Source organism: Flavobacterium poyangense, from assembly GCF_011751075.1.
GTDB lineage: Bacteria > Bacteroidota > Bacteroidia > Flavobacteriales > Flavobacteriaceae > Flavobacterium > Flavobacterium poyangense.
In genome coordinates this window covers 91,522-105,994 of record NZ_JAALLN010000008.1, presented here as the reverse complement: position 1 = coordinate 105,994, position 14,473 = coordinate 91,522, and the positions used below count along the sequence as shown (strand labels likewise).

General features: G+C 34.9%; 10 protein-coding genes. 8 read left to right on the top strand and 2 right to left on the bottom strand.

What is annotated here, in order from left to right:
- Positions 1 to 280: 280 nt before the first annotated feature.
- Positions 281 to 1,285, bottom strand: coding sequence for an isoaspartyl peptidase/L-asparaginase family protein (locus G3A47_RS14025; RefSeq protein ID WP_166923350.1), 1,005 nt, complete (start codon positions 1,283 to 1,285; stop codon positions 281 to 283).
- Positions 1,286 to 1,296: 11 nt separating this feature from the next.
- Positions 1,297 to 2,199 carry an ROK family protein gene (locus G3A47_RS14020; RefSeq protein WP_166923348.1) on the bottom strand — a complete coding sequence of 301 codons (903 nt, stop codon included), beginning with the start codon at positions 2,197 to 2,199 and terminating at the stop codon, positions 1,297 to 1,299.
- Positions 2,200 to 2,615: 416 nt separating this feature from the next.
- Between G3A47_RS14020 and G3A47_RS14015 the strand changes: the two genes are divergently transcribed.
- The 8 genes from G3A47_RS14015 to G3A47_RS13980 all read left to right on the top strand — a co-directional run bounded on the left by G3A47_RS14015 (position 2,616) and on the right by G3A47_RS13980 (position 14,351).
- Positions 2,616 to 3,482: an AraC family transcriptional regulator gene (locus G3A47_RS14015; RefSeq protein ID WP_166923346.1), complete on the top strand. Its 867-nt coding sequence runs from the start codon at positions 2,616 to 2,618 to the stop codon at positions 3,480 to 3,482.
- 483 nt (positions 3,483 to 3,965) lie between these two features.
- Positions 3,966 to 4,313 carry an L-rhamnose mutarotase gene (locus G3A47_RS14010; protein ID WP_166923344.1) on the top strand — a complete coding sequence of 116 codons (348 nt, stop codon included), beginning with the start codon at positions 3,966 to 3,968 and terminating at the stop codon, positions 4,311 to 4,313.
- On the top strand, positions 4,300 to 5,133 hold the full coding sequence (locus G3A47_RS14005) for an amidohydrolase family protein (RefSeq protein ID WP_166923343.1): 834 nt from the start codon (positions 4,300 to 4,302) through the stop codon (positions 5,131 to 5,133). Before G3A47_RS14010 ends, G3A47_RS14005 begins: the two co-directional genes overlap by 14 nt.
- A gap of 226 nt (positions 5,134 to 5,359) precedes the next feature.
- Positions 5,360 to 6,139, top strand: coding sequence for an L-fucose dehydrogenase (locus tag G3A47_RS14000; protein ID WP_166923341.1), 780 nt, complete (start codon positions 5,360 to 5,362; stop codon positions 6,137 to 6,139).
- Between the two features lie 328 nt (positions 6,140 to 6,467).
- Complete coding sequence (locus tag G3A47_RS13995; RefSeq protein WP_166923339.1) at positions 6,468 to 7,805, top strand: alpha-L-fucosidase; 1,338 nt, start codon at positions 6,468 to 6,470, stop codon at positions 7,803 to 7,805.
- A gap of 350 nt (positions 7,806 to 8,155) precedes the next feature.
- Positions 8,156 to 9,169, top strand: coding sequence for a LacI family DNA-binding transcriptional regulator (locus G3A47_RS13990; RefSeq protein ID WP_166923337.1), 1,014 nt, complete (start codon positions 8,156 to 8,158; stop codon positions 9,167 to 9,169).
- Positions 9,170 to 9,419: 250 nt separating this feature from the next.
- Positions 9,420 to 12,755, top strand: a complete 3,336-nt coding sequence (locus G3A47_RS13985) for a SusC/RagA family TonB-linked outer membrane protein (RefSeq protein WP_166923335.1) — start codon at positions 9,420 to 9,422, stop codon at positions 12,753 to 12,755.
- A 30-nt stretch (positions 12,756 to 12,785) separates the two neighbouring features.
- Positions 12,786 to 14,351 (top strand): SusD/RagB family nutrient-binding outer membrane lipoprotein, encoded by a 1,566-nt coding sequence (locus G3A47_RS13980; RefSeq protein WP_166923326.1) that lies wholly within the window; start codon positions 12,786 to 12,788, stop codon positions 14,349 to 14,351.
- Positions 14,352 to 14,473: the final 122 nt, after the last annotated feature.

Genomic DNA, 14,473 nt, shown 5'->3' with positions numbered 1-14,473 from the left:
TAAAAGAATTAAAATGATTATGTGTTAGTTTAAAAAAAAATAATTCGTGAAAATTCGTGCAATTAGTGGCTAGCTTTTTTGACATGAATTTCGTTAGTTTTCAAAAATTGCTTTGTTTTTAGCTTGAACTCGATTAATACTATTGAATCAGAAAAGAAATCCTTTAAATCAGTGAAATCTGTGGCAACTTTTTTTTTGCCACAGATTAAAAGAATTAAAATGATTATGTCTTAGTTTTAAAGAAAATAATTCGTGAAAATTCGTATAATTAGTGGCTAGGTTATTCGATATAATAATCAGGATCAATCAAACGATTTCCGGTTTCGTCATGAACGGCATAGTTAAAACCACTTTGCACACAATAAGAACCGTAATCTCCTATTTTATTCAGGGCAATAAATCCAACCTGAATGTCTTTTAGGTTTTTATTTCTGATTTTTATTAGTTTTACGACTCTATAAACCGCTTCTTCACATGCTTTTTGAGGAGACTTTCCCTGACGCATTAATTCAACAACCAGATGACAACCGGCAATTCTAATCACTTCTTCACCATGACCTGTTGCGGTTGCCGCTCCAATTTCGTTATCAACATATAAACCGGCTCCAATAATAGGAGAATCTCCTAATCGGCCGTGCATTTTAAAAGCCATTCCACTTGTTGTACAGGCGCCTGATAGATTTCCTGCTGCATCAAGAGCGATCATTCCAATGGTATCATGGTTCTCAATATTGGCAATTGGTTTGTATTCGGATGTTTTGAGCCATTCTTTCCATTCTTTTTCTGAATCAGGGACTAATAGATTTTCTTTTGGAAAACCTTGTGCTAATGCAAATTGCAGTGCTCCGTCACCAACAAGCATAACGTGAGGTGTTTTTTCCATTACGGCACGCGCAACAGAAATAGGATGTTTTATAAATTCAAGACAACCTACAGAACCAATATTTGACAATTCGTCCATAATGCAGGCGTCTAATGTTACACGTCCGTCGCGATCAGGTCTGCCGCCGTAACCCACACTTCTTTCTTTTGGGTCGGCTTCGGTAACTTTTACCCCGGTTTCTACAGCATCTAAGGCGCGACCTCCTTTTTTTAATACCTCCCAAGCCGCTTCATTAGCTTTCAAGCCAAAACGCCAGGTAGAAAGTACAATTGGTTTGCGTACTTTTCCGTCGGGAAGCTCGTTTTGTTCTTTATGTTCTTTTGCTCGCCCGGTAAAAGAACTTAATGCTACGGCAGCCGATGCTATTGCCGTTTTTTTTAGAAAATTTCTACGATTTGTCATATCCTTTTATTTTAGGCTTTATATAGTAAACTTGCAGCTCCTAATAGAGCAGTTGTTTCATTATCTGTTGAGAGTAATAGTTCAATTTCAATTCCTGATTGTTTTGCTTTTTCTTTAAAAGAATTGAGAAATAAATCTCCGGCATTGGCTACTTTTCCTCCAATAACAAGCATATTTGCATCAAAGCTTTTTATCCAGGGTAAAATAATTTCGGCCAGATCCTCTCCAAACAAATTAAAAGCTTCTAAGGCTTTTTGATTTCCTTTTACAGCTAAGGTATACAATTCCAAGCCATTACTTGCTAGAATACCGCTTAGATTTTGATAATTAGAAAGCAAGCCTCTCAGAGAAACGGCATCTTCTGCCATGCCATTTTTATAGGGAAGATTCCATATTTCGCCATTTTTGGGAACTGTGCTACCTGTATTTACAATTTTTCCGTTTTCGATAAAGCAGGCACCAAGCCCTGTACCCAAGGTAATAGCCAGTACATTTTTAGGAAGATTTTCCATATTTTTATATACTTCACCCTTTCCAAAACTCTTAGCATCATTTTCAAAAACAATTGGAAAGTTCGCATCAAAATCAAAACGCTCTCTCAGCAAATCTTTTATATTGAGGCCATAGAAATGGTTGTATTTGTCCTGATCTTTAATCCAACAGGTTCCGTCTTCATAATCAAAAGGCCCCGGTACAGCCAACGCTATTCCCGATAATTTGCCAACTTCTGATTTTTCTAATAAAGTTCGAATGGCATTTTCCCAATAATCCATTACTTCCGCGGTTGGTAAATTAGAATTAAAAGAAACCTTAAACATGGATTCTTCAAAGACCTTCATTTCGCTCAGATCCACAATTGCAGAAGTAATATGAGAACCGCCAACATCCATGGCTATTGCAAATCTTTTTTCCATCTTTTACTTTTATTCTTGTGGTACTGAAAGGTTTTATTTTGGAAAGAAAACCTTTCATTTTTTTTATTTATAATTATTTTAAAATATTTTTCTGGGAAATCTCTTCCTAATTAATAACAGTTCTTTTTTTATCGCAAAATCTCAATTTTGTCCTTATTTATTTTTGTGTTTAGCTCATAAATCAAGGCAAAGTGTTGAAAAAAAGAGGTAGAGATTTTTAGTAAATAGTAAAAATGAATCACCCCTTTTTGTATTTGTTTTTGATTTTTTCAAACTTAGTAAAACGATTTAGTACTGTCATATTAATTTTTTATTATTTTTGTTTTTTGGGAAATTTAAAATTATATCTAAAAAAAATAAGCGATTAATTCGATTTTATCCTTATTTAATTATTAATTATCATTACTATTCTTAAAATGAAAATTGTAAAGACTAATATTGCTTCCTATACCAATACATCATTGTCTGTATTCTCGCGTGAAGAATCTTTTTTTCAGTCGCCTTTTCATTCGCATCCGGAATTTGAACTGGTTTACATTTTAGAAAGTCATGGAAAAAGAATTATCGGAAATGCTGTAGAATCATTCGAATCCGGAGATATGGTTTTTCTGGGCGATGATATCCCGCACGTTTGGCTTAATGATGAAATTTTTTATAAAGGCATTAATAGTTTAAAGGCAAAAGCAATCGTGATTTATTTTAGCAGAGACCTTTTTGGAGAGTCATTTTATGAATTACCCGAAGCACAAGATGTGAAGAAGTTTTTCTCTGAAGCCATAAAAGGCGTTTCGATCTCAGGGCAAACGAATGCTTTGGTTTCTAAAAAAATGGAAAAATTGCTTAAAAAGAAAGGATTTGAAGTGGTTTTGGGATTGATTGAAATTTTATTTCTTTTGTCGAAAAGTAAAGATTTAAGGTGTATCAATGATAGTTCTTATGTTTCAGCCAATGATGAAAATAAAAACGATCGACTTGTAGAAGTTTTTCAATACGTAAAATCGAATTATAAAGAGGATATATCACTTGATGAAATTGCAAAAATTGCTAATTTAACTCCAACCTCGTTTTGCAGAATGTTTAAGGCAAAGACAAAAAAACCTTTTGTGGAGTATCTAAATGAGATACGAGTTTCAAATGCGTGTAAGTATTTAATCGAGACCGATTTGGGCGTTTCTGAAATCGCCTATGAATGTGGCTATAAAACGGCCTCAAACTTCAATAAGTTGTTCAAGAAACTAATAGGAACAACTCCTAAAGAATATCGAAAAAAGGCTTTAGTTTAAAAAAAACGTCTTTAAAATATTCTATATGTAAATATGGACTTTGGTCTTTTTATTCCTTGATTCATTGTAAATGATTATCAAAAGGCTAAGTTCTTTTTTTCGAATCTTTCCTGTTTTTTAAATCAGTCCGTTCTTTTGAGTTGATATAGGGAGAATCATTTTTATTTCTTTTGGAACAGTGAATTATATTGAAAATTCTAAATATTAAGAGTTTTTCTACGAATTTAATTATAAAGATAAAAAAAGCTTAATTAATGATAATTTTGGAGTAAAATAAAAGGTATTTAAACAATAATTTTATTTTTTGAAAACGGTAGTAAAATATCGTTTCACGAATCATAAAAACGATTTAGTTGATCGGTTTGTTTTTGTTGAAATTGAGAGAGATATTATATTCTTGTCTAAATAAATTTTAGTTTGAGTTGTTTGTTGTTGATAATCATAGTTTTAGGTTTTTTAACCTTCAATTTTAAATAAAGGAGTATGGTAACTCAAAAATTTGGTCTGGCATTAGATTTAAATGAAGATCCGACATTAATGGCCGAGTACAAAAAGTATCATGAAAAAATTTGGCCGGAAATTACAGAAAGTATCGTCAATTCCGGAATCGAAAATCTTGAAATTTATTGCATAGGCAACAGAATGTTTATGATTATTGAGGCTAATGAAACTTTTACTTTTGAAAGAAAAGGGGAGATGGATGCTGCTAATCCTGTGGTTCAGAAATGGGAAGAATTGATGTGGAAATACCAAAAAGCACTTCCCGGGGCAAAAGAAGCTGAAAAATGGATACTGATGGATAAAATATTTGATTTGCATGAGAATAGATAGTCACCAGCACTTTTGGAAATACAATCCTGTAAAAGATGCATGGATTAGTGAAGAAATGAAAGTGATCAAAAGGAATTTTTTGCCGGCCGATTTAAAGCCTTTATTGACAGAAAATGGAGTTGATGGCTGTGTAGCGGTGCAGGCAGATCAAAGTGAAAAAGAGACACGTTTTCTTTTGGATCTTGCTAAAGACCATGATTTTATAAAAGGCATTGTAGGTTGGGTTGATTTATGTGCAGAAAATATTGAAGAACGTTTAGAATATTTCTATAAGTATAAGAAACTAAAAGGATTCAGACATATTATTCAATCCGAAGCAGATCTTGATTTTATGTTATCTGAAAGGTTTTTAAATGGAATTTCGAAATTAGATAAATACAAATTTACCTACGACATTTTGATTTTTCCGAAACAGCTGGAAAATGCAGCAAAATTAGTAGCAAAGTTCCCGAAACAAAATTTTGTTATTGATCATCTGGCCAAGCCGGATTTTAAGAATAAAGAATTCAATGAATGGGAAAAGGGGATAAAAGCTATTGCGAAATATCCAAATGTAATGTGTAAGGTTTCCGGTTTAGTAACCGAAGCCGACTGGAATAATTGGACAGAGACAGATTTTACCTTTTGCTTAGATGTCGTTACTGAGGCATTTGGAATGGATCGTTTGATGTTTGGCAGTGATTGGCCAGTAAGTTTACTGGCAGCCTCTTATGCCGATTTGTGTGATATTGCCGAGCATTATTTTTTGAAATTTTCTAAAGAGGATCAGGATAAATTTTGGAGCAGAAATGCGATTGATTTTTATCAGTTAATGGAATAGATTAAAATCTGGATATAAAATATTTAACACATAGAAATATAGATTTTATAGCTAAAAAAAGGAGGGCATAAAGAAACTGGTTTCTTTCACATAGAGAAATCTATGTACATTTTATAAAGTAAAGCGTCTTTTTTGGGAGCGTTCAATAGCTATGTTTCTATGTGTTTAAATTAAAATTATAAGTAACCGTTTTACAAAAAACTTGCTAACCAAAAACAGAGAACCAATGAACCTTAATCTTAAAGACAAAATAATTATCGTCACCGGTGGGGCTAAAGGAATTGGGCTCGGAATCTGCAAAGTTTTGGCTGCTGAAGGGGCTATTCCTGTAATAATTGGAAGAGATGCAGCCGACAACCAAACAGCTATAGAGGAAATAGAAGCAGAGAACGGAAAAGCCTTTGCGGTAGTAGCAGAATTGACAGATCCTAAAGCTTGTAAAACTGCCGTAGATCAGGTTATCGCTTTGTGCGGACGTATTGATGGATTGGTGAATAATGCCGGTGTAAATGATGGTATAGGCCTGGAAAGTGGGGATTATGAAAAATTTATAGCATCGATTCATAAAAATTTAGTCCATTATTATTTAATCGCACAAAATGCCTTGCCGGAGTTGAAAAAAACTAAGGGCGCAATTGTCAATATTGGTTCGAAAACAGCAGATACCGGACAAGGAAATACTTCTGCCTATGCCGCTTCAAACGGTGGACGTAATGCTTTGACCCGCGAATGGGCAGTAGAATTACTGAAATATGGAATCCGTGTAAACGCCGTTATTGTGGCGGAATGTTACACGCCATTGTACGATAGCTGGATTAAAACACTTGAAAATCCGGAGCAAAAATTAGAAGAAATAAAATCAAAAATTCCATTTGAAAATAGAATGACAACTGTTGAAGAAATTGCAAATATGGCTGTTTTCTTATTGTCTGATAAATCAAGTCATACAACAGGTCAGTTAATTTATGTAGATGGAGGATATACGCATTTAGACCGTTCGTTGTAAGGTAACAAGTTTGTTTTGTTATCAGGGAAATTAGGTATAAAAGAACAAAGGATAACGTGTTTGGTGCAATTGCAAAAGTCAAACTTAACACATAGAAAAATAGATTTTTTTGTAAAAAAGAGTATAAAAAAAGAAACACATTTCTATCACATCGTCAATCTTCGACTTCGCTCAGACTGACAATTGAGGATTTAAATAAGTGAAACGCCTTTTCTCATTTTTAAAACTATGTCCCTATGTGTTAGAAAATAATCACACTCAACAGGTAAAGAATATTGCAGTAATACTACCAAAGCGAAATGTAATAATGAACAGTAAAAAAATAGAAATGATTAAGAAAATAATTTTAGCGGTTTTAGTAGTTGGGACAACTTTCGGAAGTGTTGCGCAAAACAAGATTGCGGCTAGTGATATTGCTCAAAAAATGAAATGGTTTGAAGATGCTAAATTAGGAATCTTTATTCACGCCGGAATTTATTCTGTTGCAGATGTTTCTGAATCATGGAGTTTTCACAATGGTAATATTTCGGTAGCAGATTATATGAAACAGCAAAAAAGCTACACCCTGAGCAAATACGATCCTGCAGCCTGGGCGGATATGATCAAAGATTCCGGTGCAAAATATGCTGTAATTACAACCAAACATCACGACGGGGTGGCAATGTACGATACCAAATTGGGTAAGTTAAGTTCTGTAAAAACCTGTCCTGCCAAAAAAGATATGATCAAACCTTTTTTTGAAGAATTGCGCAAAAGAGACATAAAATGCGGAGCTTATTTTTCTTTAATAGATTGGACACACGATGACTATCCGGGATTTTTGAAAGATAAAGCGCGTTACGATCTTAAAAAAGAACCGGCTCGTTGGGCTCGTTTTCAGAAGTTTTTTCAAGGACAAATCAAAGAAATTTCAGATTGGTACAATCCGGATTTATGGTGGTTTGATGGCGACTGGGAACATAGTGCTGACGAATGGCAAGCTGAAAAAACACGTAAAATGATGTTAGACAGAAATCCAAACACCATCATTAACGGGCGTTTGCAGGGTTATGGAGATTATGATACGCCGGAACAGAATTTTCCAGTTGTGCGTCCGGCTTTCAAATGGTGGGAGTTGTGTATGACTATGAATGAAAATTGGGGATATCGTGTGAGCGATACCAATTGGAAAACACCTTATGAAATCATCACCATTTTTGTAGACGCAGTTTCAAACGGAGGAAATTTATTGTTAGACATAGGACCAAAACCCGACGGAACATATCCCGAAACAGTTGTGACAACTTTGAAAGAATTGGGGGATTGGAACAGAAGAAATGGCGAAGGTATTTTTGGAACTATTCCGGGGATTCCGCTAGGGCATTTTTACGGACCAACAACATTATCTAAAGATTCAAAAACACTTTACTTATTTGTACACGGAAAAACTTCGGGACAATTGATGTTAAAAGGACTTGATAATAAAATTCAGGATATTACGGTCTTGGGTTCAAATATAAAATTGACGCACAAAGTAGTAGGGAAAATTTCCTGGAGTGCAGTTCCGGGATTGGTCTATATCGATTTGCCTGAAAATGCGACCGATAAATATGTAAGCTGTATCAAAGTTACATTAGACGCACCCATAAAATTATACAGAGGTCAGGGTGGTTTTCTTGTGAATTAAAGAGAAATAAAGATAAAATAGCAGCTGTTCAATTTAGTAATGACAGTATGTATTTGTGTTAAAAAATTAACATTTTCCGGATTTTAGTAATGCTCTATTTCAAGGTTTAATTTAAAAAAAATTAGAATGAAATTTAGCTGTTTGCCGAGGAAGTGATATTCGTTTTTGGAAATGTATTTTACTTATTTATAGGTAATTACTGTTTTATTTACGAATAATTAGTTTAAAATATTAAAATCAATAAAGGTCTGTAAGAAAAATACTAAATCGATTTACTAAATCGATTTATCAAAAGTGCGTTTGCTAGTGAAAAAATTAACTTAAAATTAAGAAAAAAACCAAGATGCTTTATGAGTTTAAAAATCACCATTAAAGATATCGCTAAAGCAGCAAATGTATCGATCACTACAGTTTCATTTGTTCTGAATAACAAAGGTGAGGAGATGGGGATAAGCCAAGAAGTGATCCAGAAGGTTTTTAAGGTTAGTGCCGAAATGAAATTCAGGCTCAATATGATTGCAAGTAGTTTGAGAACCGGTAAAACAAGATCTATCGGACTCATTGTAGAAGATATTTCGAATCAGTTTTTTTCTGATTTGGCAAGAGTAATTGAACGGGAGGCCATAGACCTGAATTATAGGGTTTTTTATTGCAGCACCAAGGGAAATGATGAACGCGCAGAAGAGTTAGTTAATAGTTTATTACAGGCCAATGTGGATGGTTTTATAATTACGCCAACAGAGCATATGAAACCAACCATCGATCGACTGATAAAATTGCAATGTCCGGTTGTTTTACTTGACAGATATTTTGAAGAACAAAACGTGAGTCATGTGGTGCTGGATAATTTTGAAGGAGCGGAAACAGCAACTAATTTTCTTTTAGAGAAAGGATTTAAAAAAATTGCTTTTGTGACGAATTCTTCACAATTGATTCAGATGAATCTGAGAAAACAGGGGTATAGCAAGGCACTAAAAGAAGTGGGTTTGTATGACGAATCTAAAATTCTTGATCTGGAATACCATATCAGCGAAGAAGAACGAATAGCAAAGATCTCTGACTTTTTGAGTACTACAACTGAAATAGATGCTGTTTTATTTGGAGCAAATTATCTACTGCTGGCGGGTTTGTTGTCTTTTAGAAAATTAGAGCTAAAAATTCCAACAGATAAAGCAGTCATAAGTTTTGATGATCACGACAGCTTTAGATTGCATTCGCCTGCTATTACGGTTTTGTCTCAACCAATTGAAGAGATGGGAAAAAAGGCGGTACACCTATTAATGAAACAGATGAATGAAGGAAATGATTATGAAATTGAGAAAGAAAAGAAGAAAGGAAGTCTAACGGTTAGAGAATCAGTGTAGTAGTTTTTTAGAATAAAATACTAAAACGATATAGTAAAACAATAAAAACAAGTGAAACAAGGACCAATTTTTAAACAAAAAAAGCGCGTATGATGTATAAGAAGTAAGAGATATGTTAACCAAGAAGTTTAATTACTATTAAATCCTTTCAAAGGAAATAGTAATAAAAAAATTAGAGGTTTTGATGCTCATTTTTAGGAGACGATAAGCCTTAATTAAATTAATTAACCAAACTAAACCAAAATTAATTATGAGAAAACTGTTATACGAATCACTAGTAGTCTTTCTAGTGATAATGTGCTTCCAGGAAGCAAAAGCACAAAGCAAAACAATCTCCGGAGTGATTACAGACCAAGCAAATCTTCCAGTTCCTTCGGCTATTGTTAGGGAAAAAGGTACCAAACAAGAAACAACTGCCGATTTTGACGGAGCATTTAAAATTTCAGTAAGAGAAGGGGCAACCTTGGTGGTAAGTTCAATAGGATTTAAAACAACAGAATTAAAAGCTGTTGATGGTATGAAAGTGAGATTGGTGGCTGCTACAAATGAACTTGATGGCGTGACCGTTACCGCTTTAGGTCAAACGAAAAAGAACAAATCAATCGGATATGCTACAAGTATTATTAAAGCAGATGCGATAGTAAAAACGGCTTCACCAACCATTGCTAACTCGCTGTATGGTAAAGCACCGGGGGTACGTATCAGTTCTACTCCGGGTGGAGCGGGAGCAATCAATATCCAGATTCGTGGAATCAACTCGATTACAGGGAGAAACCAGCCATTAATCATTCTGGATGGTGTGCCTATTCGTGATGGAGAAGTGAACAACAATGATTATTGGAACCAGCAACGTGTTAAAAATAATGGTCTAGCAGATATTAATCCGGAAGATATTGAGAACATTTCGATTCTTAAAGGAGCTTCTGCTGCTGCATTATACGGTTCTGAGGCTGTAAATGGAGTTGTATTGATTACTTCTAAATCGGGTAAAGGTAAGAAAGGCTTGGGTGTTGATTTTAGCACCAGTTATTCAGGAAACGAAATCGCTTATTTGCCAAGATTTCAGTACGAAAGAGGTCCGGGATGGACTAATGCAAATTATTCTACAGGATTTTTAGCGCCTGATGGTTTTGCTCGTTATGATACAAATGGTGATGGCATTAACGATACAAGAGGGGTTTCTGCCAGTAGTAATAACTTTGGTCCATGGTTCGACGGACAGCCGGTTATGTCTTGGGACGGAGTAGTACGTCCTTATTCTGCTCAAAGAGACGGATATAAAAATTTGTTCCAACATGCCTGGGATGCCACAACCAATTTTGCACTTACAAACAGTACTGATAACAGCAGTACCCGTTTTTCTTATACACATATGGAATCAGAAGGATTGAGTATGGGAAATAGCAACAAGAAGAATAATTTCAACCTAAATGCATCATTCAAAACGGGTAAATTAAAAACGGATGTTATTGTAAGTTACCTAAACCAAAATATAACGAATCGTACTTTTGCTATGGATCGTTTGGTTAACAACTTTACCGGTATGATTAGCCCATTTGATAATGGTGATTGGTATAAAGCAAAATACAAAACCAGTTTGGGCTACAAATATGTTACCGGTTTATCAGGTGTGAGTTTAACTAAGAACGAAAACATCATCCGTAATGGTTTCAAAGCTGATATTGGGGATTATTTTTGGAATACAAATGCTAAACGCCAGGAAGAGATTACAAATCGTTTGATTGCCAGTGTTACAGAAACATTTTCGATTACAAATGATTTATCAGTACGCGGTCGTATTTCTACTGACTTAACAGCGGTGAATATAGAAAATAAAAATCCTGTCGAAATTCCTTTAGTTTATCAATTTGGAGGAGATGGAGATGTTTCAGGTTCTTTTATGATGGAAGGTCAGGATTATAATATTCTTTATGGTGATTTATTATTGACTTACAATAAAAAAATCAATGAGGATTTTGGTGTGAATGCCGTTTTGGGTTATTCAGGTACACAGGAAACATTCAGAACTTTAACACGTTCTACGAATCGTGGTTTAAGTGTGGAAGGATGGTACGACATGAACTCCTCTATAGGAACGACAATCAGTACTTCGAAAAGAGAAAAAACGATTAAAGATGCTGTTTTCGGAACTTTAAGCGCAAGCTACAAAAACTATTTGTTTGTTGAAGGAACAATCAGAAGAGACCGTACTTCTACAATGAATCCAAACAATAATGCCTTTACATATCCTTCAGTAAATTCAAGTTTTGTATTGTCAGATGCGGTTAAGTTGCCGGAATTTATCAGTTATGCCAAAATGCGTGGTTCTTGGGGTATCGTGGGTAACTACCCGGATCGTTACAGAGCTAACGTTGCCTATGAGCAAACAACTTTAGGAAATCAGGGAACTGTTAATCCGGTTTTGATTACTAATTCTCAGGACATCTACGGAAATGAGTTAATCAAACCAGAGATGAAGAATGAGTATGAACTTGGTTTTGAAACTAAATTCTTTGACAGAAGATTGGGATTAGATTTCTCTTACTACAATGCAAAAGTTAAAGATCAAATTCTTGATTTGACATTAGCGCAAACTACGGGAGCAAGTAAAATATTAGCTAACGTAGGAGAGTTAAGCAATAAAGGATTCGAAGTTGCTTTGACAGGTTCCCCTTTTAGAACCGAAAACTTCTCTTGGGATATTACTTTAAACTGGGCAAAAAACATCAACAAAATTGTAAAACTGGCTAATGGCGCTAGTGAATTATTACATCAGGATTATGATGGGGCTGCGGCTCAATTAAAATCAGTAGTAGGTCAGCCAATGGGAGGAATTTACGCGCATCCGGTTAAAACAGATGATAATGGTAATAAAATGGTTGATTCAGATGGTTTTTATATCATTGATGGAGACAAATGGGAAAGATACGGAACAGCTATACCTAAAGGGGTTGGAGGTATGTTGAACTCCTTTACTTATAAAAGTTTCACTTTAGATGTCAATATTGATTATTCTTATGGAGGTTATTTAATGCCTACAGGTATTAACTGGATGACATCAAGAGGTTTGACAGAGGAATCACTAAATTATAGTACAAATGAGCGTGGTGGTTTAACGTACTATATGGAGGGTGGCAAAGGAGTACAGGTCCCTAATAGTGCAACAACCGGACCGGCCGGTCAACAACTATTCCGTGATGGTATGTTGATGGATGGAGTAACTGCTGATGGTTCCCGAAATACAAATGTAATCTCTCAGGCAGGTTATTACAACATGACTTACAACTGGGGAGGACCACAGTATAGTAGTTCACGTTATGAGTTGTACATTCAAAAGAATGACTATGTTAAATTAAGAGAATTATCTCTTGCATTTAATGTACCGTCGTCTTATGCAAGTAAAATTGGAGCTACCAGATTAAGTCTTTCTTTATTTGGACGTAATTTATTCTACATCTACAGAACGATTAAAGATATGGATGCCGAAGCAACAACTGCAGGATCCAGATGGGAGAAAAACGTAAACAATGCAGGCTTGTCTCCGTCAACAAGAAGTTATGGAGTAATGTTGAGAGCATCTTTCTAATTGGATAATTTATAAGTAAAAATAGACAACATGAAAAAATTATTATATATATCACTAGTATCCGCGTTAGTTTTTTTTAACTCTTGTTCGGATGACGACTTTGCAGAAGCTTATAGAAATCCGGCTACACTGGTAAAGACAAATGTGCCAAAACAGTTTGCCGGGTTCATGAAAATTAACTTTGAGGATGTAATCCCATCGTACTGGAATTATTTTACCGTACTTAGAACAACTTCTCTTAGTTATACGCAAGCCCATGGTTTTACCAACAGTACGGGGCGTTATATTCCGGGGGCTGCCGTAAATGACAGATGGAACAGATATTATAAGTCTGTTGCCCAATATAGAGAACTGGAAGCAGTGATGGCAGCATTATCTCCTGCTGAGCAGGCAGAAAACAGGGTGTACATGATCACTGCGACGATTTATTTGTACGATCATACCTCAAAAATGATTGATAATTTTGGAGATATCCCTTTTTATCAGGCAGGTAAAATTAGTTATACAGGCGGAAATTATGCAGAAGCATCAGCTAAGTACGACAATCAAACGGAACTTTATACAAAGATACTGGATGATTTGAAAGCTTTTTCTACAGAATTGAACACAGTAACTTTGTCTGCCAAGTTAACAGTTGAATTTAAAAATCAAGATTTGATTAATAAAGGAGATCTGGTAATGTGGAAAAATTATTGCAATTCTTTGCGTTTGAAATTATTGAACAGAGTTTCTGCCGCTCCTGCCTTTGCAGCAAGAGCAAATACTGAAATGGCTCAAATTATAGCGGAAGGAAAAATCGTTGATGAAAGTGCAGAAAATATTGCTTTTAAAGTATATACTCAGGATGTTGATTTAGATACTTCAGGATTTTTTGATGCTCTGGAGTCAGGAGGCAATAATATTGCTCCAAAACCAATGATTGATCACATGAATGCTAATAGTGATCCGCGTGAAGCCTGGTTGTTTGAAAAAGGAGAAAAAGCAACAACCTATGTGGGACTGGATCCAATGTTGACTTCAGGAGATCAGGATCAATTGCTAAACGATGGTAAAATTGCGATCTACAACAGATCCGTAATTAGTAAAAATGACTGGCTACCGGGAACATTGATAAATGCTGCTGAAGTTAATTTGATCCTTGCGGAATATTATTCAAGAAGTGGAAATGCTGCTGTAGCAAAAACGCATTTTGAAAAAGCAATCAGACAATCAGTAGAATATTATGTTAGACTGGGTGATAAAGCGGATGTTATAACCTGGAAACCAACAACAGAGCCAACAACAGCAGAAATTGATGCTTATATCACAAAAATTAATTTCGCAGGAGCCGTAACAGCTGCTGATCAATTAAAATTGATTGCTTTTCAAAAGTACATTCACTACAATGTTATGCAGGCGGATGAAACATGGGCAGAGCAAAGAAGATTAAAACTTCCGGTCTTAAATTTCATGGAAGATGAAACAAGCACTATTAGAAAAACACCTCCAACGCGTTGGACGTATCCAAATTCTGAAAGAGTTTATAACACAGATAATTATAATGCTGTAAAAGATAAAGACAACTTAAGTACCAAAATTTTCTGGGACGTAAAATAATTTCATTTTAAATGTTTTGTTAGTAATTGGAAGCCCCGGATTCAGGATATTTTCTGAATCTGGGGTTTTCAATTTTAGAAAGGTTTCTTTTTTATTTAAAAGTAAAATTTTATTTAATATAC

What these genes read in the sequence shown, in the direction of transcription:
- G3A47_RS14025 (WP_166923350.1), bottom strand. Translation starts at nt 1,285, where the DNA reads ATGACAAATCGTAGAAATTTTCTAAAAAAAACGGCAATAGCATCGGCT.
- G3A47_RS14020 (WP_166923348.1), bottom strand. Translation starts at nt 2,199, where the DNA reads ATGGAAAAAAGATTTGCAATAGCCATGGATGTTGGCGGTTCTCATATT.
- G3A47_RS14015 (WP_166923346.1), top strand. Translation starts at nt 2,616, where the DNA reads ATGAAAATTGTAAAGACTAATATTGCTTCCTATACCAATACATCATTG.
- G3A47_RS14010 (WP_166923344.1), top strand. Translation starts at nt 3,966, where the DNA reads ATGGTAACTCAAAAATTTGGTCTGGCATTAGATTTAAATGAAGATCCG.
- G3A47_RS14005 (WP_166923343.1), top strand. Translation starts at nt 4,300, where the DNA reads ATGAGAATAGATAGTCACCAGCACTTTTGGAAATACAATCCTGTAAAA.
- G3A47_RS14000 (WP_166923341.1), top strand. Translation starts at nt 5,360, where the DNA reads ATGAACCTTAATCTTAAAGACAAAATAATTATCGTCACCGGTGGGGCT.
- G3A47_RS13995 (WP_166923339.1), top strand. Translation starts at nt 6,468, where the DNA reads ATGATTAAGAAAATAATTTTAGCGGTTTTAGTAGTTGGGACAACTTTC.
- G3A47_RS13990 (WP_166923337.1), top strand. Translation starts at nt 8,156, where the DNA reads ATGAGTTTAAAAATCACCATTAAAGATATCGCTAAAGCAGCAAATGTA.
- G3A47_RS13985 (WP_166923335.1), top strand. Translation starts at nt 9,420, where the DNA reads ATGAGAAAACTGTTATACGAATCACTAGTAGTCTTTCTAGTGATAATG.
- G3A47_RS13980 (WP_166923326.1), top strand. Translation starts at nt 12,786, where the DNA reads ATGAAAAAATTATTATATATATCACTAGTATCCGCGTTAGTTTTTTTT.